Annotated in this window: 19 protein-coding genes and 1 riboswitch; of the genes, 14 read left to right on the top strand and 5 right to left on the bottom strand. The window is 66.0% G+C overall.

Annotation, left to right across the window (positions count from 1 at the left end; genetic code table 11):
* Window positions 1-57: 57 nt before the first annotated feature.
* The 4 genes from ACFX5Q_RS04435 to ACFX5Q_RS04420 are packed head-to-tail and all read right to left on the bottom strand — an operon-like array spanning window position 58 to window position 2,021.
* Window positions 58-435 (bottom strand): four helix bundle protein, encoded by a 378-nt coding sequence (locus ACFX5Q_RS04435; RefSeq protein ID WP_404275695.1) that lies wholly within the window; start codon window positions 433-435, stop codon window positions 58-60.
* A gap of 41 nt (window positions 436-476) precedes the next feature.
* On the bottom strand, window positions 477-1,079 hold the full coding sequence (locus ACFX5Q_RS04430) for an NADH-quinone oxidoreductase subunit C (protein WP_404275693.1): 603 nt from the start codon (window positions 1,077-1,079) through the stop codon (window positions 477-479).
* A 4-nt stretch (window positions 1,080-1,083) separates the two neighbouring features.
* The gene (locus ACFX5Q_RS04425; protein WP_006203252.1) at window positions 1,084-1,665 is read right to left on the bottom strand and encodes an NADH-quinone oxidoreductase subunit B family protein; all 582 of its coding nucleotides are present in this window, start codon (window positions 1,663-1,665) and stop codon (window positions 1,084-1,086) included.
* Window positions 1,656-2,021 carry an NADH-quinone oxidoreductase subunit A gene (locus tag ACFX5Q_RS04420; RefSeq protein WP_006203254.1) on the bottom strand — a complete coding sequence of 122 codons (366 nt, stop codon included), beginning with the start codon at window positions 2,019-2,021 and terminating at the stop codon, window positions 1,656-1,658. The genes ACFX5Q_RS04425 and ACFX5Q_RS04420 overlap by 10 nt, the downstream gene beginning before the upstream one ends.
* 334 nt (window positions 2,022-2,355) lie before the next feature.
* On the opposite strand from ACFX5Q_RS04420, the gene ACFX5Q_RS04415 reads away from it, so the two are divergent.
* The 8 genes from ACFX5Q_RS04415 (at window position 2,356) to ACFX5Q_RS04380 (ending at window position 12,564) form a co-directional block, all read left to right on the top strand.
* The gene (locus ACFX5Q_RS04415) at window positions 2,356-3,555 is read left to right on the top strand and encodes a winged helix-turn-helix domain-containing protein (RefSeq protein ID WP_404275690.1); all 1,200 of its coding nucleotides are present in this window, start codon (window positions 2,356-2,358) and stop codon (window positions 3,553-3,555) included.
* Window positions 3,556-3,584: 29 nt separating this feature from the next.
* A riboswitch (cobalamin riboswitch) is annotated at window positions 3,585-3,791 on the top strand.
* Window positions 3,792-3,829: 38 nt separating this feature from the next.
* Entirely contained in the window at window positions 3,830-4,258 is a 429-nt protein-coding gene (locus ACFX5Q_RS04410) for a DUF1636 family protein (protein WP_404275688.1), read from the top strand.
* 2 nt (window positions 4,259-4,260) lie between these two features.
* The gene (gene cobW / locus ACFX5Q_RS04405; RefSeq protein ID WP_404275686.1) at window positions 4,261-5,313 is read left to right on the top strand and encodes a cobalamin biosynthesis protein CobW; all 1,053 of its coding nucleotides are present in this window, start codon (window positions 4,261-4,263) and stop codon (window positions 5,311-5,313) included.
* Between the two features lie 19 nt (window positions 5,314-5,332).
* Complete coding sequence (locus tag ACFX5Q_RS04400) at window positions 5,333-8,905, top strand: cobaltochelatase subunit CobN (protein WP_404275684.1); 3,573 nt, start codon at window positions 5,333-5,335, stop codon at window positions 8,903-8,905.
* A complete protein-coding gene (gene cobG, locus ACFX5Q_RS04395; protein ID WP_404275682.1) occupies window positions 8,902-10,413 on the top strand; it encodes a precorrin-3B synthase in 1,512 nt (503 codons plus the stop codon). Before ACFX5Q_RS04400 ends, cobG begins: the two co-directional genes overlap by 4 nt.
* 2 nt (window positions 10,414-10,415) lie before the next feature.
* Window positions 10,416-11,048 (top strand): precorrin-8X methylmutase, encoded by a 633-nt coding sequence (locus ACFX5Q_RS04390; protein ID WP_404275680.1) that lies wholly within the window; start codon window positions 10,416-10,418, stop codon window positions 11,046-11,048.
* A complete protein-coding gene (locus ACFX5Q_RS04385; protein WP_404275677.1) occupies window positions 11,045-11,803 on the top strand; it encodes a precorrin-2 C(20)-methyltransferase in 759 nt (252 codons plus the stop codon). The genes ACFX5Q_RS04390 and ACFX5Q_RS04385 overlap by 4 nt, the downstream gene beginning before the upstream one ends.
* Window positions 11,800-12,564, top strand: a complete 765-nt coding sequence (locus ACFX5Q_RS04380; RefSeq protein ID WP_404275675.1) for a precorrin-3B C(17)-methyltransferase — start codon at window positions 11,800-11,802, stop codon at window positions 12,562-12,564. Before ACFX5Q_RS04385 ends, ACFX5Q_RS04380 begins: the two co-directional genes overlap by 4 nt.
* On the opposite strand, the gene ACFX5Q_RS04375 is transcribed toward ACFX5Q_RS04380, so the two are convergent.
* Window positions 12,528-13,295 (bottom strand): cobalt-precorrin-6A reductase, encoded by a 768-nt coding sequence (locus ACFX5Q_RS04375; protein ID WP_404275674.1) that lies wholly within the window; start codon window positions 13,293-13,295, stop codon window positions 12,528-12,530. The two genes, ACFX5Q_RS04380 and ACFX5Q_RS04375, sit on opposite strands and share 37 nt — an antisense overlap.
* 1 nt (window position 13,296) lies before the next feature.
* Between ACFX5Q_RS04375 and cbiE the strand changes: the two genes are divergently transcribed.
* Genes cbiE through ACFX5Q_RS04345 form a run of 6 tightly spaced genes read left to right on the top strand, consistent with a single transcriptional unit; the run spans window position 13,297 to window position 18,584 of the window.
* Window positions 13,297-14,538, top strand: coding sequence for a precorrin-6y C5,15-methyltransferase (decarboxylating) subunit CbiE (gene cbiE, locus ACFX5Q_RS04370; RefSeq protein WP_404275672.1), 1,242 nt, complete (start codon window positions 13,297-13,299; stop codon window positions 14,536-14,538).
* A complete protein-coding gene (locus ACFX5Q_RS04365; RefSeq protein ID WP_404275670.1) occupies window positions 14,535-14,921 on the top strand; it encodes a cobalamin biosynthesis protein in 387 nt (128 codons plus the stop codon). Before cbiE ends, ACFX5Q_RS04365 begins: the two co-directional genes overlap by 4 nt.
* Window positions 14,918-15,682 (top strand): precorrin-4 C(11)-methyltransferase, encoded by a 765-nt coding sequence (gene cobM, locus ACFX5Q_RS04360; protein ID WP_404275668.1) that lies wholly within the window; start codon window positions 14,918-14,920, stop codon window positions 15,680-15,682. The genes ACFX5Q_RS04365 and cobM overlap by 4 nt, the downstream gene beginning before the upstream one ends.
* Complete coding sequence (cobA, locus tag ACFX5Q_RS04355; protein WP_404275666.1) at window positions 15,679-16,497, top strand: uroporphyrinogen-III C-methyltransferase; 819 nt, start codon at window positions 15,679-15,681, stop codon at window positions 16,495-16,497. The genes cobM and cobA overlap by 4 nt, the downstream gene beginning before the upstream one ends.
* Window positions 16,494-17,804: a cobyrinate a,c-diamide synthase gene (locus ACFX5Q_RS04350; protein ID WP_404275664.1), complete on the top strand. Its 1,311-nt coding sequence runs from the start codon at window positions 16,494-16,496 to the stop codon at window positions 17,802-17,804. The genes cobA and ACFX5Q_RS04350 overlap by 4 nt, the downstream gene beginning before the upstream one ends.
* A 3-nt stretch (window positions 17,805-17,807) precedes the next feature.
* On the top strand, window positions 17,808-18,584 hold the full coding sequence (locus tag ACFX5Q_RS04345) for an adenosylcobinamide-GDP ribazoletransferase (protein WP_404275662.1): 777 nt from the start codon (window positions 17,808-17,810) through the stop codon (window positions 18,582-18,584).
* The last annotated feature ends 10 nt before the right edge of the window (window positions 18,585-18,594 follow it).

The raw sequence follows: 18,594 nt of genomic DNA, 5'->3' as shown, positions 1-18,594 counted from the left end.
CTCTGGCGAAGAGTCAGTAGTGAGTAGTGAGTAGTGATCATCAATCTCAATGCCTACTTATTCCGCCTGCTTTGCCTGGACCGTTCTGATGAGAGATCGCATCATTTTTCCAATCTCTTCGCATCGCAGCAGCAGTTCAGTCTCATTGTCTCTTTCCAGCAAACCAACCCGGCATGCCAGCAGTATGTGCGTCTCCAGTTCCTTCAGCGACCCCTGCGCCATGCGCAGAAACTGAACGAACGAACCTCTATTCTCACGACCGTACCCTTCGGCGATGTTGGCGGCGATCGAAACCGCCGAGCGGCGCATTTGGGAGGTCATTCCATAAATCTCCTCTTTCGGAAAACCTTTGGTGAGGCGATAGCAATTTTCGGCAAGCACCATCGCCGATTGCCACACCAACAGGTCACGATAAGATTCGATCCTTTTTTCCAATTCCTTCCCTACTGACTACTGACTACTCACTACTTCCCTACTCACTGTTTCGCCTTCTCATCGCCCGGCAGGACGTAATCCGTCCCTTCCCACGGCGAGAGAAAATCGAAGTTTCTGAATTCCTGTTTCAATTCCACCGGCTCGTAGATGACCCGCTTGGCCTCGTCGTCGTAGCGCACCTCGACGAAACCGGTCAGCGGAAAGTCCTTGCGCAGCGGATGGCCCTCGAAACCGTAGTCGGTCAGGATCCGGCGCAGGTCGGGATGGCCTGAAAACAGCACGCCATAGAGGTCGTATGTCTCGCGCTCGAACCAGTCGGCGCCGGGATAAACGGCGGTGAGCGACGGCACCATCGTTTCCTCGTCGGCCTGAACCTTGATCCGAATGCGCACATTCTGCTTCGGCGACAAAAGGTGATAGACGACGTCAAAGCGCTTCGGCCGCGACGGATAGTCGGCGCCGCAGACGTCGATGATCGAGATGAACTGGCAGCGCTGATCGTCGCGCAGGAAGGTCGCCACCTCGATCAGGTCGCTTGGCTCGACCGAGACGGTAAGCTCGCCATAGGCCAGCACCGCGTTGTTGACCCTGCCGATCAGCTTCTCGCCCAGATAGGTCGAGAGTTCGTTCAACGACTGGCTCATGGGTTCACCGTTCGATCGTGCCGGTGCGGCGGATCTTCTTCTGCAACAGAAGAATGCCGTAAAGCAGGGCTTCGGCGCTCGGCGGACAGCCGGGCACGTAGATGTCGACCGGCACGATGCGGTCGCAACCGCGCACCACCGAATAGGAATAGTGGTAGTAGCCGCCGCCATTGGCGCAGGAGCCCATCGAGATGACGTAGCGCGGCTCCGGCATCTGGTCGTAGACCTTGCGCAGCGCCGGCGCCATCTTGTTGGTCAGCGTGCCGGCGACGATCATGATGTCGGACTGGCGCGGCGACGCGCGCGGCGCGACGCCGAAGCGCTCGCTGTCATAGCGCGGCATCGAGGTATGGATCATCTCGACGGCGCAACAGGCCAGACCGAAGGTCATGAACATCAGCGAACCGCTGCGCGCCCAGGTGATCAGCGCCTCGGTCGAGGTGACGAGAAAACCCTTGTCGGCCAACTCGTTGTTGATTTCGAGGAAGAACGGGTCGTCGGAACCGACCGGTCGACCGGTATTGGGGTCGATGATGCCCTTGGGCTTCGGTGCGACGAGCGTGCCGGAACTGTCGTTCAATCCCATTCCAGCGCTCCTTTTTTCCATTCATAGGCAAAGCCGATGGTCAGCACCGCCAGAAACACCATCATCGACCAGAAACCGAGCATGCCGATCTTCGAGAACGACACCGCCCAGGGAAACAGGAAGGCCACTTCCAGATCGAAGATGATGAACAGGATCGACACCAGGTAGAAGCGGATGTCGAACTTCATGCGGGCATCGTCGAAGGAGTTGAAGCCGCACTCATAGGCGGAGAGCTTTTCCGGATCGGGGTTGCGGTAGGCCACCAGGAACGGCGCAATGATCAGCGCCAGGCCGACGACCAGCGCCACGCCGATGAAGAGGACTATGGGCAGGTACGAACTCAAAAGTGCGTTCATGCTGCGGCTTTCCGTTGGCGGTCGATCCACTTTGATTACAGCAACCAACCTTAATGCGGAAGCGTGACAGATTAACCGCTGAACCGTTTTAGGTGGCCTATGCTGCAACGCGGCGAGGGTTAGCGCAGCGCTTTCGGCGAAGCAAGTCAAACCTTGTTCAAAACGCGGTGCTGGACGGCATATCCCGGAAAACTGGTCCGATCCGCTCCTGTTTGATTTCCTTCACTTTTTACTCCACTTTTCTCTCCTGACATATATCCCGCCAAAACCCTGCTAGCATGACCCGGAATCATCGGTTTTTGCTTGGCTTGAACAGCATCAGGGCGACGTCTCTATGAAGGAAAAAATCTCGCTCGGCTTGGCCCGGCGCATCGCGCTCGCCGCACAGGGATTTACCGACCCGAGGCCGGGCGGCACACCGGACCGCCGCCACCTGGCCCGCGTGCTCGGCCGTACCGGCCTGCTGCAGATCGATTCCGTCAGCGCGGTGGTGCGCGCCCACTATATGCCGCTCTATTCGCGCCTTGGTTCCTACCCGCTTACCTTGCTCGACAATGCCGCCGTCACGCGCAAGCGCACGGTGTTCGAATATTGGGCGCATGAGGCTTCCTTCCTGCCGGTCGAGACATACCCGCTGATGCGCTGGCGCATGCAGCGCGCCGAGCAAGGTGACGAGATGTATCTGGGGCTCGCCAAATGGGGTCGCGAACACGCCGGCTATATCGAGGAGGTCTATCGCGAGGTCGTCGATCGCGGCCCGATCGCAGCATCGGCGCTCGAAGGCCAGAAAGGTTCGGGCGGCTGGTGGGGCTGGAGCCACGCCAAACACGCCTTCGAATGGCTGTTCTGGGCCGGCCGCATCACCACGGCGTCGCGGCGCGGCTTCGAACGGTTCTATGACCTGCCCGAACGCGTCCTGCCGCAGGCGATCCTCGACCTGCCGGTGCCGGCTGCCGAGGATGCGCACCGCGAATTGCTGCGCATGTCCGCCCGCGCCCATGGCGTCGCCACCGCCGGCGACCTGCGCGACTACTTTCGCCTCTCGCCAGCCGACATGAAGGGCCGCCTCGAGGAATTGGTCGAAACGGGCGAGCTGCTGCCGGTGCGTGTCGAGGGTTGGGACAAGCCGGCTTACATGCACAAGGACGCCCGTCTGCCGCGCCGGATCGAGGCGCGCGCCTTGCTGGCGCCGTTCGACCCGGTCGTCTTCGAACGGGCGCGGGCGGAAAGACTGTTCGATTTCCGCTACCGCATCGAGATCTACACGCCGGCCGAAAAGCGACAGTACGGCTATTACGTCCTGCCATTCCTGCTCGGCGACCGGATCGTGGCGCGCGTCGACCTCAAGGCCGACCGCCCCGCAAGCGTGCTGCGCGTCCACGCCGCCTATGCCGAAGCCTGCGCACCGCCAGAAACCGCTGCAGAACTCTTCGAGGAATTGAAGCAGATGCAAGGCTGGCTCGGCCTGGAGCGCATCGAGGTGACGCCCGCGGGCGACCTGGGTCCGGCGCTGGCCGACATTGCCGTGTCGTAGACGCGCGTTGACACGACTGTCCCTACAAGCCTAAATCCGCTGCAGACGGTCTCCTCTCGGCAAAGGGAGGAGCCAAGAGGGAATGCGGTGCGGGATCTGAAGATCTCAAATCCGCGGCTGTCCCCGCAACTGTAAGCGACGAGCCTCAGCCGAAAACCACTGGGATGTTCCCGGGAAGGCGGCACCGAGGCGATGACCCGCGAGCCAGGAGACCTGCCGTCTGTGACATAAAGAATCCGATCGCCTGGCGGGTTTTCCGGGCAAGGAGCCTGATTTGGAGCGCGACAGCAGTTTTCCGGCTGAGACAGCGGACATATCGTCCGGCGGGGACGATTCCCTGGCCGGCGTCACAATCATCGTCTGCGCCTCCTGCCGCGACGAAACCGGCTCCGACGCCCATCCCCGCGCCGGCGAACTGCTGGCGCAAGACGCGCGCCGTGCCGCTTCGGGCGAAAACCTCCGCATCCGCACCGTCGAGTGCCTCGGCAATTGCAAGCGCCGCCTCAGCGCCGCGATCCTGCGCGACGGCTGCTGGAGCTACGTCTTCGGCGACTTGACCACGACCAGCGGCGCCGACCTCGTCACCGGCGCAAAGCTCTTCGCCACCTCGACCGACGGCCTCATCCCCTGGCGCGGCCGCCCCGATTCCTTGAAGCGCGGCCTCGTCGCCCGCATCCCTCCCCTCGACATCCTGAAGGACTGACCATGACCGCTCCAGATTCGTCCACCAACCTCTCCCGTGTCCCCTGCACCGTCGTCACCGGCTTCCTCGGCGCCGGCAAGACGACGCTGATCCGCCATCTCCTGGAAAACGCCGGCGGCAAGCGGCTGGCCATCATCGTCAATGAGTTCGGCGATATCGGCATCGACGGCGAGATTTTGAAAGGCTGCGGCATCGACACCTGCCCGGAGGAAAACATCGTCGAGCTGGCCAATGGCTGTATCTGCTGCACCGTCGCCGACGATTTTGTCCCTGCACTGGACCAGATCCTGTCGCTGACGCCGAAGGTCGACCACATCCTGATCGAGACCTCCGGCCTTGCTCTCCCCAAGCCGCTGGTCCAGGCCTTCCAGTGGCCGACAGTCAAAAGTCGCGTCACGGTCGATGGCGTGATCGCCGTTGTCGATGGACCGGCACTGGCCGAAGGCCGCGTCGCCAACGACATGGACGCCCTGCAGGCGCAACGCGCTCAGGATGAGACGCTCGATCATGACGACCCGGTCGAAGAGGTGTTCGAGGATCAGATCGCCTGCGCCGACCTGATCATATTGTCAAAGAGCGATTTGATGGACGCCGCCGGCTCGGCCCGCGCCAACGCGATCATCAACGAACACTCCGCGCGCGCCGTGAAGATCGTGCCGACGTCGCAAGGCAAGGTCGACCCATCGGTGCTGCTCGGCCTCGGTCTTGCCGTCGAAGACGACATCGAGAACCGCAAATCCCATCATGACGGCGCATTCGACCACGAGCATGACGACTTCGACACGTTCATTGTCGACATTCCCTCGATCGCCAACCCCGACGAACTGGCCAAGCGTGTCGCCACCGCCGCCGAAGAGGAAAACGTATTGCGCGTGAAAGGCTTCGTCGAGGTCGGCGGCAAGCCGATGCGGCTTTTGCTGCAGGCCGTCGGCCCGCGCGTCAACCACTATTACGACCGTGCCTGGACGGCCGACGACGACCGCCGCTCGCGCCTCGTCGTCATCGGCCTGAAAGGGCTGAACCGCCCGGCCATCGAGCGTATTCTCGCCGGCTGAGGCAAAAAACCGAACCGCAATGCACATCCTCACCACAACATCCGCCTCGCTCGACGACCTCGCCGAGCCTGTCGATCTGCGGCAGACGCCGGCGGATATCGTGGCGCTGTCGTTTACCGACAGCGATCTCTCCGGACTGGCGGCGGCGTGGAAGGCGGATGCGGCACGACTGCCGTCGATGCGGCTCGCCGCACTTCGCGATTTGCGCCATCCGATGTCCGTCGACCTCTGGGTCGACAGCGTGGCGCGACATGCCAGGGTGATCCTGGTGCGCATCCTCGGCGGCTATGACTGGTGGCGCTATGGCTGCGACCAGCTTGCCGCGATTGCGCGGGAACGCGGCATCAAACTGGCACTGTTGCCGGGCGAGAGCCACGACGAGGATCTGCGGCTGATCGAAGGCTCGACACTGCCGCGCGAGGAGTTGGACCCCTTGCTCGGCTATTTCCGCGAGGGTGGGCCGGCGAATATGAGCGCGCTGGTGCAGAGGCTGGCGCGGCTGGCTGGGTCAGATGCGGCGGTCGCCGAGCCGGTTGCGGTGCCGAAGGCCGGCTACTATCGACCGGGACTTGGGGTCGTAGAGAGGCCAGACCTCTCAAAGGGAGGTGTCAAGGAACTCGACGTCGACAACACCTACGTCCGCGTCGCCGTCATCCCCATCCTGTTCTACCGCTCGATGCTGCTTGCCGCCGATGTCGCGCCCATCGACGCTCTTTTTGACGAGCTCCGCCAGCGTGGCATGGTTCCCGTGCCGATCTTCGTCTCGAGCCTCAAGGACCCGGTTTCACTCGCCTTTGTCGAGAATGCACTGGCAAACCTGAACTCCGCTGCCATCGTCACCGCCACAGCCTTCGCCTCCGGCTCGGAGCCCGGCATCGAAACCCTGTTCGACCGCGCCGGCGTGCCAGTCTTCCAGGTCATCGTCGCCACGACCAGGCGCGACGTCTGGGAGAAAAACCAGCGCGGCCTGGCGCCCGCCGACCTTGCCATGCATGTCGTCCTGCCCGAACTCGACGGCCGCATCCTCGCCGGCACCATCTCCTTCAAGGGCGAAAGCGAAACCGATCCGGCACTGGCCTTTCGCGCCTTCGCCAACCGGCCCGAGCCAGACCGCGTCGCGCAGGTGGCGAGGCGCGTCGAAGCCTTCCTCCGTCTGCAGCGCGCGCCGCGCGAAGAGCGCAAACTTGCCATCCTGATCCCGGACTACCCAAGCGCCCCCGGCCGCACCGGCTATGCCGTCGGCCTCGACGTGCCGTCCAGCGTGCTCGCTATGCTGCATGACCTCAGGGAACAGGGCTACGCTGTTGAAGGGATTCCGCAAACGCCGCGTGGGTTGCTGGAGGCGCTGGAGCGGAGCAATCGTGGGTTGCGGCTGGGTGACTATCTCGACTTATCGAAAGACCTGCCGGTTGAGGCAATTTCCGCAGTAGAAGCCGCATGGGGCAAGGCCGAAGAGACAGGTTTGCGCGAGGCACCCCCCTCTGTCCTGCCGGACATCTCCCCCTCAAGGGGGGAGATTGTTTCTTCACCTCGGCCTTCGCTAATCGCCAGCGCTCCAAGGATGGCGCCGTCAGCGGAGCTGCCAATCTCCCCCCTTGAGGGGGAGATGTCCGGCAGGACAGAGGGGGGCGTGACAGAACGCCAACCTTTGCCGGTAGCGGACAGCAAACGCTTCCCCTTCCGCGCCGCCACCTTCGGCAACGTCACCGTAGCCCTCGCCCCCGATCGCGGCCGGTCAGCCGACCGCCGCGCCGACTACCACGACCCAACCCTACCTCCGCGCCATGCGCTGATCGCCTTCGGCCTGTGGCTGCGCAGATCGCTGGGCGTCCATGCCCTCATCCATGTCGGCGCCCACGGTACGCTGGAATGGCTGCCCGGCAAGACGGTCGCGCTCAGCGATACCTGCTTTCCCGAGATCGTCACCGGCGCGCTACCCGTCATCTATCCCTTCATTGTCTCCAACCCCGGCGAGGCGGCGCAGGCCAAGCGGCGCATTGCCGCCATCACCCTTGGCCATCTGCCGCCACCGCTGACCGGCGCCGGACTGGACGAGAACCAGCACAAGCTTGAGCGACTGGTCGACGAATACGCCCAGGCCGACGGGCTCGACCGCCGCCGCCGCGACCGGCTAGCGAAGCTGATCGTCGACACCGCGCAAAAGACCGGCCTCGCCTCAGAAGCCGGCGTCGCCAGGACCGACGCGCCCGACGAGGCGCTGCGCCGCATCGACGCCTGGCTTTGCGACCTCAAGGATTTCGCCATCAAGGACGGCTTGCATATCTACGGCCGTGCACCGGACAACGAGCCCGATGCCATGCGCCGCCAAAGTGCCGAGGCCGAAAAGTCGGCGCTTCTCGCGGCGCTCGACGGCCGCCACATCAAGGCCGGCCCGGCCGGCGCGCCCGCGCGCGGCCGTTCCGACGTGCTTCCGACCGGCCGCAACCTGTTCACGTCGGATCCGCGCACCATGCCCACGCCGACCGCTTTTGATCTGGGCAAAGCTGCGGCGGAAGAAGTGGTGCGCAGCTACATGCAATCGCATGGCGACTGGCCGCGCTCTCTGGTCATCGACCTGTGGGGCTCGGCGTCGCTGCGCACCGGCGGCGAAGAAATCGCGCAAGGCCTGGCGCTGATGGGCTGCCGGCCGCAATGGGATGCCGCGACTGCCCGCGTCACAGGCATCGAAGTGCTGCCGCCGGCCACGCTCGGCCGTCCGCGCGTCGATGTCACCTGGCGCATTTCGGGCCTGTTCCGCGACATGTTCCCGACCCAGATCGCGCTGATCGACGCCGCGGCGAATGCCGTTGCCACCCGCGACGAGGAGGATTCGGAAAACCCGCTGGCGGCCAGGACCCGGACCGAAGGCAAGATCAGCCCGCGCATCTTCGGCACCTCGCCCGGCACCTACGGCGCCGGCGTCGAGGATCTTTTGGCAAGCGGCTACTGGGCCGCGCGCGAAGAAATCGGCCGTGCCTATCTCAATGCCACCTCGCATGCCTATGGCGGCGCCGACGGCGAAGCGGTCTCCGCGCCCGGCGCCTTCGAGACCCGCATCGCCGAAGCCGACCTCCTCGTCCACACTGGCGACGACCCCGGCCGCGACATTTTGGAAGGCTCAGCCGATGTCGCCTTCATCGGCGGCTTTTCGGCAGCTCTTGCGGCCCTCGGCAGGAACGCCGACGTCATCGTGCTCGACACCACGGATCCGCAGAAACCGAAGCCGCGTTCGGTCGGCGAGGCTGTGTCGCGCGTCGTGCGCGCCCGCGCCGTCAATCCGCGCTTCATCGCCGGGCAGATGCGCCATGGTCCGCGCGGCGCCTCGGAATTCGCCGAAACGGTCGACCGCCTGGTCGGCTTTGCCGAAACCACCCAGGCCATTTCGGGCACGCTGATCGAAGCGGTGCACGACGCCTATCTTGGCGATCCAGATGTCCGCGCCTTCATCCTGCGCGAGAACCCGGCGGCAGCCAAAGTCATCGCCGAGCGGTTCCAATCAGCGCGGAGGCGCGGGCTGTGGCATCCGCTGCGCAATTCCATCGACGACGATCTCGCCACCCTGATCGCCGAAGCCCATGGGGTGGCGGCATGAACGCCTTCTCCCGCCGTGGCGCCTGCCCTGCGCTCAGCAAGCCCATGCAGACCGGCGACGGGCTGCTGGTGCGGCTCAATCCATTCGCTGGAGGACTTTCGCCGAAGTCGCTGATCGGACTCGGCGAATCCGCATTGCGGCACGGCAACGGCATCATGGAAGTCACCGCGCGCGGCAGTTTGCAGATACGGGGGTTGACGGCTGAAAGCGCGCGGCGGCTGGCCGGAGAGGTCCACGCGCTGGGCATTGCCGTGCGCACCGGTGTACCGGTCGAGACCGGACCGCTGGCGGGGCTCGACCCGCAAGAGGTCGCCGACCCGCGCCCGTTGGCGGAGAGCGTGCGTGCAGCGGTTGATCAAGCCGGGCTGGCGCAGCGGCTGGGCCCCAAGGTTTCGGTCATCGTCGACGGCGGCGGGCAGTTGACCATGGATGCGGTGACGGCCGATGTGCGCCTGATCGCGGTGCGGACCAACGTGGGACTTTGCTGGCAGGTGTCTGTTGCGGGGGATGGGCAGACCGCGACGCCGCTTGCCGTTGCCGAGGGCGATGCGGCCCGTGACACCGCCGTTGCCGCTCTAAGGATGATTGCCGAAAAGGGTCGCGAAGCCCATGCACGGGATTTGTCGGAGAGACAGCTCAGATCCCTCGCAAGTTGGCATTCCTTCGCGCCCCCCTCTGTCCTGCCGGACATCTCCCCCACAAGGGGGGAGATTGGCAGCTCCGCCGACGGCTTGCTTTCTGCATTCTCACCGCATGCTTCAACTTCGGCGATTGGCGAAACCGGCCGCGCGAGTACAATCTCCCCCCTTGTGGGGGAGATGTCCGGCAGGACAGAGGGGGGCGCGAAGGAACGCCTTCCTCAGACACCTTCGGCCCGCTCACCCGTCGGCATCTTCGACTTGGCCGCAGCCAGCGTCGCCCTCGGCATTGGCCTGCCCTTCGGCAGCATGCCAGCGGAAAAACTCATCGATCTCGCCCAACGTGCCCTCACCCTCGGCGTTACCGAAATCCGGCTGGCGCCCGGCCGCGCCATACTTTTCCTCGGCCTCTCGCCAGCCGCCTGCCCGCCCCTCCAGCACACAGCCACCACCCTCGGCTTCGTCACAACCCCCGCCGACCCACGCACGCGCATCGCCGCTTGCCCCGGCACGCCGGCCTGCGCCTCCGGCCAAATAGCCACCCGCGACATCGCCGAGACCATCGCGGCCGAAAACGCCGACATCCTCGATGCCTCCCTGACCCTGCACATTTCCGGCTGTGCCAAGGGCTGCGCACATCCGGGCAAAGCAGCACTGACATTGGTCGGTGGCGAAAACGGAGCCGGACTTGTCGTGGACGCGACGGCAAAGGCTCTTCCTGCCGGATACAGGCCGGGCTATGACGCCGCGCGCGGTGTCAGTGGCGTTGCAGCGGCAATCCGCAAAGAACGACTTCGGGGCGAGACCGCTGCTGCCTGCCTGGCAAGGCTTGGCGCGGCCGGCATCGCAGAAGCTTACCGACAGGAATGAGCATGGCCGCCTACGACTATATCCACGACGGCACGGCGATCTACGAGCGCTCCTTCGCCATCATCCGCGCCGAGGCCGACCTGTCGCGCTTCTCGGAGGCAGAGGCCGATGTCGCCATCCGCATGATCCATGCCTGCGGCCAGGTCGAGGCCGCTCAGCATTTTGTCTTTTCCAGCGATTTCGTCGCCGCCGCGCGCGCCGCACTTTCGGCCGGCGCGCCGATCTTCTGCGATGCCGAGATGGTCTCGCATGGCGTCACCCGCGCCCGGCTGCCGGCCGGCAACGAGGTGATCTGCACTTTGCGCGACCCGCGCACCGCTGAGGTTGCCAAGGAGATCGGCAATACCCGCTCGGCCGCCGCCATCGATCTTTGGGGCGAGCGCATGGCCGGTTCCGTCGTCGCCATCGGCAATGCGCCGACTGCGCTGTTCTATCTGCTGGAGAAACTGCGCGACGGCGCGCCGAAGCCGGCAGCGATCATCGGCATGCCGGTCGGTTTTGTCGGCGCTGCCGAATCCAAGGATGCGCTGGCCGAGAATTCCTATGGCGTGCCCTACGCCATCGTGCGCGGCAGGCTGGGCGGCAGCGCCATGACCGCCGCCGCGCTCAACGCATTGGCGAGGCCCGGCCTGTGAACGCGCTCGCAAAAGGCCGTCTGGTTGGCGTCGGCACCGGTCCCGGCGACCCCGAATTGTTGACGCTGAAGGCAGCACGGGCATTGGCTGAAGCCGATGTCGTCGCCTATTTCGCCAAGCGCGGCAACAACAGCAATGCGCGCGCCATCGTCGAGGCGCGCTTCCGGCCGGATATGCTGGAACTGCCGCTGCTCTATCCCGTCACGACCGAGATCGACAAGGATCACGACGACTACCGCTCGCAGATCACCGAATTCTACGAGCAATCGGCCGAGGCGGTCGCCGGACATCTCGATGCCGGCAGGATGGTCGCGGTATTGTCGGAAGGCGACCCGCTCTTCTACGGCTCCTATATGCACCTGCATGTCCGCCTGGCGCATCGCTTTTCGACCGAGGTCATTCCCGGCGTCACCGCCATGTCCGGCTGCTGGTCGGCGACAGGCCTGCCGATCGTCCAGGGCGACGACGTGCTGACCGTGCTGCCGGGCACGATGAGCGAGTTCGAATTGACGCGCCGCCTGGCCGACACCGATGCCGCGGTCATCATGAAGGTCGGCCGCAACCTGCCCAAGATCAGGCGGGCGCTGCAGGCAACGGGCAAGCTGACGAAAGCCGTCTATGTCGAGCGCGGCACCATGCCGGGCAGCGTCTCGATGCGGCTGGCCGACAAGCAGGACGACAAGGCCCCCTACTTCGCCATCGTGCTGGTGGCCGGTTGGTCGGCCCGGCCCGGCGCGTCGGGAGCCAAGCCATGAGTGGCCGCCTGACTGTCATCGGCCTTGGGCCCGGCAATGCCGACCAGGTCACGCCCGAGGCGAGCCGCGCCGTGGCGGAAGCCAAGTTCTTCTACGGCTACAAGCCCTATCTCGACCGGCTCGAGCTGCGCCCGGACCAGACCCGCGTCGCCTCCGACAATCGCGAAGAGCTCGCCCGCTCCAAGGATGCTTTGATCAAGGCCGCCGAAGGCCATGACGTCGCCGTCGTTTCCGGTGGCGATCCCGGCGTTTTCGCCATGGCGGCGGCCGTCTGCGAGGCGATCGAGGCCGGCCCTGCCGAATGGCGCGCTGTCGACGTCGCCGTCGTGCCCGGCATCACCGCCATGCTCGCCGTTGCCGCCCGCATCGGCGCGCCGCTCGGCCATGATTTCTGCGCCATCTCGCTGTCCGACAATCTGAAGCCGTGGGAATTGATCGAACTGCGTTTGCTGGCGGCGGCCGGCGCCGGTTTCGTCATCGCGCTCTACAACCCGATCAGCAAGGCGCGCCCCTGGCAGCTCGGCCGCGCCTTCGAATGCCTGGCCGCCATCCTGCCCGGCACGACGCCTGTCATCTTCGGCCGCGCCGCCGGCCGGCCCGACGAGCGCATCGAGGTTTTTCTGCTGGCCGACGCCGATGCGGAAAAGGCCGACATGGCGACCTGCATCATCATCGGCTCTCCGGAAACCAGGATCATCCGCCGCGGCGAGCGGCCGTCGCTGGTCTACACGCCGCGCTCGGCGACGGGTTCGAGAAAATGATCGACCATGTCGGCGAGCGCTTCGACGGTTTCAGCCGAGGGAACGTCCGGCAGCGCCGGCCTGCGCACCATGATCACCTCGATGCCGAGCGCTCGTGCCGCCGCGATCTTGCCGTAGGTCGCCTCGCCGCCGCTGTTCTTGGACACGATAACGTCGATGCCGTGCTCGACAAGCAGCGCGCGTTCGTCGGCTTCCCGAAACGGCCCGCGCGCCAGCAGATAGGTTGCGTCGGGCACCGCCGGCCTCGGCTCCACCGGATCGACGCTGCGGATCAGGTAGCGGTGTTGAGGTGTTGCCTCGAAGGCGCCGACCTCTTGCCGGCCAAGCGCCAGGAAGACACGGCGCGGCGCCTGGCCGAGCGCCTCGACCGCGCCAGCCACTTCGTCGACCAGCGTCCAGCGGTCACCCTCGACAGGCTCCCAGCCGGGACGCCTGAGTGCCATGATCGGCACGTCGGCTCGCCGCGCCGCTTGCGCCGCATTGGCGGAGATGCGCGCCGCATAGGGATGCGTGGCGTCGATCAGCAGATCCGTGCCGGCTTCCTTGAGATACGCCGCCAGCCCGTGCTCACCGCCGAACCCTCCCGTGCGGACAGGCACGCCTTGCGCGACAGGGCTCTCGGTGCGGCCGGCCAGCGACAGCGTGACCGAAAGATCGGCGCGCGCTGCGAGCTTTCCAGCCAGTTGCCGGGCTTCGGAGGTTCCGCCGAGGATCAGAATACGGTGGGTCATCATGCCTGCTGAGGGTCCGCGCGACGCCAAGCTCAACTCAAGATGGCTCACAATCGTCGGCATCGGCGAGGACGGTTTAGCGGGTCTCGGCGACGAGGCCAAGCAGCGCATTGCCGGGGCCGAGTTCGTCTTCGGCGGCAAGCGCCACCTTGCGCTGGTGACGCCGCTCATCAAGGGCGAAGCTCGGCCTTGGCCAACGCCCTTCGACGCGGACATGCGCGACGTGCTGGCGCTGGCCGGCAAAAGCGTCTGCGTGCTCGCCTCCGGCGACCCGTTCTTCCACGGGGTTGGCGCCACCCTCGCCCGCAAGGTGAGGACGCAGGACATGCATGTCATTCCCGCGCCATCGTCGCTTTCGCTGGCTGCATCCCGCCTCGGCTGGGCTTTGCCGGATATCGAGACCATTTCCCTGCATGGCCACTCGATCGACCTGATCCGGCCGCTGCTGCACCCCGGCACACGCATCCTCGCCCTGACCTCCGACGCCGAGGCGCCGGCCGCCATCGCACGGCTGCTGACCGAACTCGATTTCGGCAAATCGAAGCTGACCGTTCTGGAGGCGCTGGGTGGCAGAAACGAGCAAGTCCGCGAGGCGCGCGCGAATACTTTCGAACTGCAAACCATCAGCCCGCTCAACGTGCTGGCGATCGAAGTTGACTCAACTCCGGATGCCCGAATCCTGCCGCTGACATCGGGCCTTGGCGACCATCTGTTCGACCATGACGGCCAGATCACCAAGCGCGAGATACGCGCCATCACCTTGTCTGCGCTGGCACCGAGGCGCGGCGAACTGCTGTGGGATATCGGCGCCGGTTCCGGCTCGATCGGCATCGAATGGATGTTGGCCCACCCCTCGATGCGCGCCATCGCGATCGAGGCCGATTCGACCCGTGCCGCCCGCATTCATCGCAACGCTGCTGCCTGCGGCGTACCCGGTCTTGTCGTCGTGGAAGGTTCGGCGCCGAAGGCGCTAGCCAAACTGGACACACCCGATGCCATCTTCATCGGTGGCGGTGGCAGCGATACCGGCGTGCTCAGCGCAGCCATTAAGGCGCTACGCGCCGGTGGCCGCCTGGTGGCCAATGCCGTGACGCTGGAGATGGAGGCCTTGCTGCTTGCCCAGCACACCAGGCACGGCGGCGATCTGACCCGCATCGCCATATCCCGGGTTTCCCCGGTCGGCTCGATGCAGGCATGGCGGCCGGCCATGCCGGTCACCCAATGGAGCTGGGTGAAGCCATGATGGTTGCAGGCATCGGCAGCCGCAAGGGCGTCAAAGCAAGCGAGGTGCTTGCAGCGATTGAAACCGCGCTGGAGGCACACGGGCTGGCGATGACGGCGCTGTCCGCCCTGGCGACCGCCTCTCTCAAGCAGGACGAACCGGCAATCTTCTCCGCTGGGCGCGAACTCGCTCTCCCGGTGATCGTTGTCGAGGACGATGCCCTCAAGGTTGCATCCTCGCGCACGCTCAGCCGCTCCGAATTGTCGGAAGCGCATGCCGGCACGCCGTCGGTGTCCGAAGCCTCCGCGCTCGCCGCGGCCGGCAAAGGCGCAAAGCTGCTGGGGCCATGCACCGTGCTTGGCGCGGTCACCTGCGCCATCGCCATCAGCGGAGATGCGCCATGACCGTCCACTTCATCGGCGCCGGCCCCGGAGCTGCCGACCTCATCACCTTGCGCGGCGCAAGGCTGCTGGCCAGTTGCCCGGTCTGTCTCCATGCCGGATCGATCGTCGCCCCGGAATTGCTGCAGCACTGCGCGCCCGGGACAAAGATAATCGACACCGCGCCGATGTCGCTGGACGAGATCGAGGCCGAATATGTCGCCGCTCACAAAGCCGGCCACGATATCGCCCGCCTGCATTCCGGCGACCTCTCGGTATGGAGCGCGGTGGCCGAGCAGATCCGTCGGCTGGAGAAGCATGGCATCCCTTACACGCTGACGCCGGGCGTGCCCTCCTTCGCCGCCGCAGCGGCAGCGCTGCGCCGCGAATTGACCATTCCCGAAATCGCGCAAAGCCTGGTGCTGACCCGGGTCTCCGGCCGCGCGTCGAAGATGCCGCCCGGCGAAACACTTGCCGGCTTCGGCCGCACCGGCGCCACACTTGCCATCCATCTCGCCATCCATGCGATCGACCGCGTCGTCGCCGAGCTGACACCGCTCTATGGCACCGATTGCCCGGTGGCAGTGGTCTTCCGCGCCTCCTGGCCGGACGAGCGCGTCATGACCGGCACGCTGGCGACCATCGAGGCGCTACTCGCCGCCGATCCGATGGAGCGCACGGCGATCATTTTTGTCGGCAGTTCACTGGCGGCACAGAATTTCGGCGAAAGTTCACTTTACGACGCCCACTACCAGCGGCGTTTTCGCGGACGGGACGGATTGTGAGCGGCAGCGCCAAGCATAAGAGCGGAAACGCAACGGTCGAGCAGGCGCTCGCGCGGCTGAATTTCAAGCCGCGTGAGCTGGAGCCCGGACACGTCTGGCTGGCCGGTGCCGGCCCCGGCGATCCCGGCTGCCTGACGCTGGAGGTGCTGGCCGCACTCGGACAATGCGACGCGCTTGTCTATGATGCGCTGGTCTCGCCCGATGTCGTTGCTGTCGCCGAGGGCGCCGAGCTGTTTTATGCCGGCAAGCGCGGTGGCCAGCCGTCAATGAAACAGGACGACATCACCGCCTTGCTGGTGCGGCTGGCGCGCGAGGGACGCCGCGTCGTCAGGCTGAAGGGCGGCGATCCCTATATTTTCGGCCGTGGCGGCGAGGAAGCGTTGGCGCTTGCGCGTGAAGCGATCCCGTTCCGCGTCCTGACCGGGCTGACGTCGGGCCTCAGCGCGCTCGCCGCCGCAGGCATCCCCGCCACCATGCGCGGCATCAACAAGGCGGTGATCCTGGCGACCGGCCACGCCGCCGGCACCGAAGACGACCTCGACTGGGCGGCAATCGCCCGCACCGGCCAGCCCGTGGTCGTCTATATGGGCATGGCCAATCTCCCCGTCATCGCCGCTTCGCTGCTCGATGGCGGCCTGGCACCGTCGACACCGGCGGCGGTGATCGTGTCCGCGACGACACCGCAGGAGCGCATCGTCGTCGCCACGCTCTCCACCATCGCTGAAGAGGCGGCCGCAGCCGGTTTGACCGCGCCGGCACTGATCGTCGTCGGCGGCATCGTCGCCATGCGCGCGGCACTGGCGGGCGAACCATGACCCGCGCCATCATCATCGGCGCGCCGCGCTCGGGCTCCGGCAAGACCAGCGTCACCATCGGCATCCTGCGCGCGCTTGCCCGGCGCGGCGTCAAGGTGCGCGGCGCCAAGTCCGGTCCCGACTATATCGACCCCGGCTTCCACACCGCCGCCACAGGGCTGTCCGGCGTCAACCTCGACAGCTGGGCGATGTCGCCGGCCTTGCTCAACGCGCTCGCCGGCAACGCAACCGAGGATGCCGATTTCGTCTTCCTCGAAAGCGCCATGGGCCTGTTCGACGGCATTCCCGCGCCGGCCGGGCGCTCCGGCTCGGCAGCCGACCTGGCACGGCTCTACGGCTTGCCGGTGCTGCTGGTGCTCGACGTGTCCGGACAGTCGACGACTGCCGCAGCGGTTGCCAAAGGCTTTGCCACCTATGATCCCGATGTGCGCATGGCCGGCGTCGTGCTCAACCGTCTCGGCAGCGAACGCCACCGCCGCCTCTGCGGCGACGCCATCGAGGCGCTCGGCCTGCCCGTCGTCGGCGCCATTTTGCGCGATCCCACGCTCAACCTGCCCGAACGCCATCTCGGCCTCGTCCAGGCCGGCGAATACGAGAACCTGATGGCGCATCTCGACCTTTTGGCCGACATGGCCGAGCGCTCGCTCGATCTCGACGCCATCATGGCGCTGGCAACGCCCTTCCAGCCGGCGCCCGGCGGCTTCGGCGATGCCTTGCAACCGCCCGGCCAGCGCATCGCGCTGGCGGAGGATGCCGCCTTTACCTTCCTCTATCCGCATGTCGCCGCCTACTGGCGCAAGGCCGGCGCCGAGATCGTCCCCTTCTCGCCGCTCGCCGGCGAGGCGCCCGACGCCAGCTGCGATGTCTGCTGGTTGCCGGGCGGCTATCCCGAGCTTCATGCCGGCCGCCTTGCCGATGCCCGGAATTTCCGGGCCGGCATGGCGAGCTTCGCTGCAACGAAGCCCGTCCACGGCGAGTGCGGCGGCTTCATGGTGCTGGGCGAAGCGCTGGAGGACGCGGCGGGCGAGACTCACAAAATGCTTGGCCTGCTCGGCCACTCCACCAGCTTCGCCAAGCGCAAGATGAACCTCGGCTATCGCGAGGCGCGGCTGCGCGCCGATTGTCCGCTGGGCAGCCAGGGCACGCTGGTCCGCGGACATGAGTTCCACTATGCGCAGATGCTTGCTGCCGGCAATGACGAGCCGCTCGCCGACCTCGCCGACGGGCAAGGCAATCCGCTCGGTGCCTCCGGCTACCGGCGTGGCCATGTCAGCGGCACGTTCTTCCATGCCATTGCGAGGGGCTAGCGGATGAAGCTCCGGAACTCGACCCTTTCGCCCCGGCAAATCCTCGACGACATCGCGCTTTGCCTGGTCTTCTTCACAAGACTGCCGCTGCCCGTCTTCGACTTTCGCGGCCGCAGCCTCGCCGCCGCGATCTGGGCCGCACCGGTCGCCGGCCTTGCCGTCGGCCTGATCGGCGCGGTCGTCTACGCCACGGCGGAACGGTTTGGCCTTGCCATGGGTCCGGCGGCGGCACTTGCCCTTGCGGCAACCATGCTCACCACCGGCTGCCTGCATGAGGACGGGCTGTCCGATGTCGCCGACGGCTTTGGTGGTGGCAAGACGCGCGGCCTGAAACTGGAGATCATGCGCGACAGCCGCATCGGCGCCTACGGCGCATCGGCGCTGGCTCTGTCGCTGCTGATCCGCTGGAGCGCGCTTTCGCAACTCGTCGACCCCACACAGGCGCTCTTTGCCCTCATTGCCGCGCACGCCGCCTCGCGCTGCTTGCTCGGCGCCTTCATGCATCTCTTGCCCTCGGCGCGGTCCGACGGCCTCTCGGCCGGCGCCGGCACCGTTTCGGTCGAAACCGCCATGGCCGGCGCCCTGCTCGGCGCGGTTCCGCTGCTCTTGCTTGGGCCCGGAGGCGCCATTGTCGCGGTCATCCTGCTTGGCCTGCTGTTTGCCGCGTTCCGCGCCCTTTGCCTCAACCAGATCGATGGCCAGACCGGCGATACGGTCGGCGCCCTGCAGCAGCTGGGCGAGATCACGATCCTGCTCGTCGCTTCCGTTTCCCTATCCTGACTCTTCCCCG

Origin of the sequence: Mesorhizobium sp. IMUNJ 23033, assembly GCF_044778005.1 — a bacterium.
Lineage (GTDB): Bacteria > Pseudomonadota > Alphaproteobacteria > Rhizobiales > Rhizobiaceae > Mesorhizobium > Mesorhizobium amorphae_A.
Note: the sequence above shows the minus strand (reverse complement) of the source record. Positions and strands in the feature narration are given on the sequence as shown.

What these genes read in the sequence shown, in the direction of transcription:
- cobM (WP_404275668.1), top strand. Translation starts at nt 14,918, where the DNA reads ATGACCGTCCACTTCATCGGCGCCGGCCCCGGAGCTGCCGACCTCATC.
- ACFX5Q_RS04375 (WP_404275674.1), bottom strand. Translation starts at nt 13,295, where the DNA reads ATGACCCACCGTATTCTGATCCTCGGCGGAACCTCCGAAGCCCGGCAA.
- ACFX5Q_RS04350 (WP_404275664.1), top strand. Translation starts at nt 16,494, where the DNA reads ATGACCCGCGCCATCATCATCGGCGCGCCGCGCTCGGGCTCCGGCAAG.
- cobW (WP_404275686.1), top strand. Translation starts at nt 4,261, where the DNA reads ATGACCGCTCCAGATTCGTCCACCAACCTCTCCCGTGTCCCCTGCACC.
- ACFX5Q_RS04415 (WP_404275690.1), top strand. Translation starts at nt 2,356, where the DNA reads ATGAAGGAAAAAATCTCGCTCGGCTTGGCCCGGCGCATCGCGCTCGCC.
- ACFX5Q_RS04400 (WP_404275684.1), top strand. Translation starts at nt 5,333, where the DNA reads ATGCACATCCTCACCACAACATCCGCCTCGCTCGACGACCTCGCCGAG.
- ACFX5Q_RS04390 (WP_404275680.1), top strand. Translation starts at nt 10,416, where the DNA reads ATGGCCGCCTACGACTATATCCACGACGGCACGGCGATCTACGAGCGC.
- ACFX5Q_RS04380 (WP_404275675.1), top strand. Translation starts at nt 11,800, where the DNA reads ATGAGTGGCCGCCTGACTGTCATCGGCCTTGGGCCCGGCAATGCCGAC.
- ACFX5Q_RS04430 (WP_404275693.1), bottom strand. Translation starts at nt 1,079, where the DNA reads ATGAGCCAGTCGTTGAACGAACTCTCGACCTATCTGGGCGAGAAGCTG.
- ACFX5Q_RS04345 (WP_404275662.1), top strand. Translation starts at nt 17,808, where the DNA reads ATGAAGCTCCGGAACTCGACCCTTTCGCCCCGGCAAATCCTCGACGAC.
- cobG (WP_404275682.1), top strand. Translation starts at nt 8,902, where the DNA reads ATGAACGCCTTCTCCCGCCGTGGCGCCTGCCCTGCGCTCAGCAAGCCC.
- cbiE (WP_404275672.1), top strand. Translation starts at nt 13,297, where the DNA reads ATGCCTGCTGAGGGTCCGCGCGACGCCAAGCTCAACTCAAGATGGCTC.
- ACFX5Q_RS04420 (WP_006203254.1), bottom strand. Translation starts at nt 2,021, where the DNA reads ATGAACGCACTTTTGAGTTCGTACCTGCCCATAGTCCTCTTCATCGGC.
- ACFX5Q_RS04365 (WP_404275670.1), top strand. Translation starts at nt 14,535, where the DNA reads ATGATGGTTGCAGGCATCGGCAGCCGCAAGGGCGTCAAAGCAAGCGAG.
- ACFX5Q_RS04425 (WP_006203252.1), bottom strand. Translation starts at nt 1,665, where the DNA reads ATGGGATTGAACGACAGTTCCGGCACGCTCGTCGCACCGAAGCCCAAG.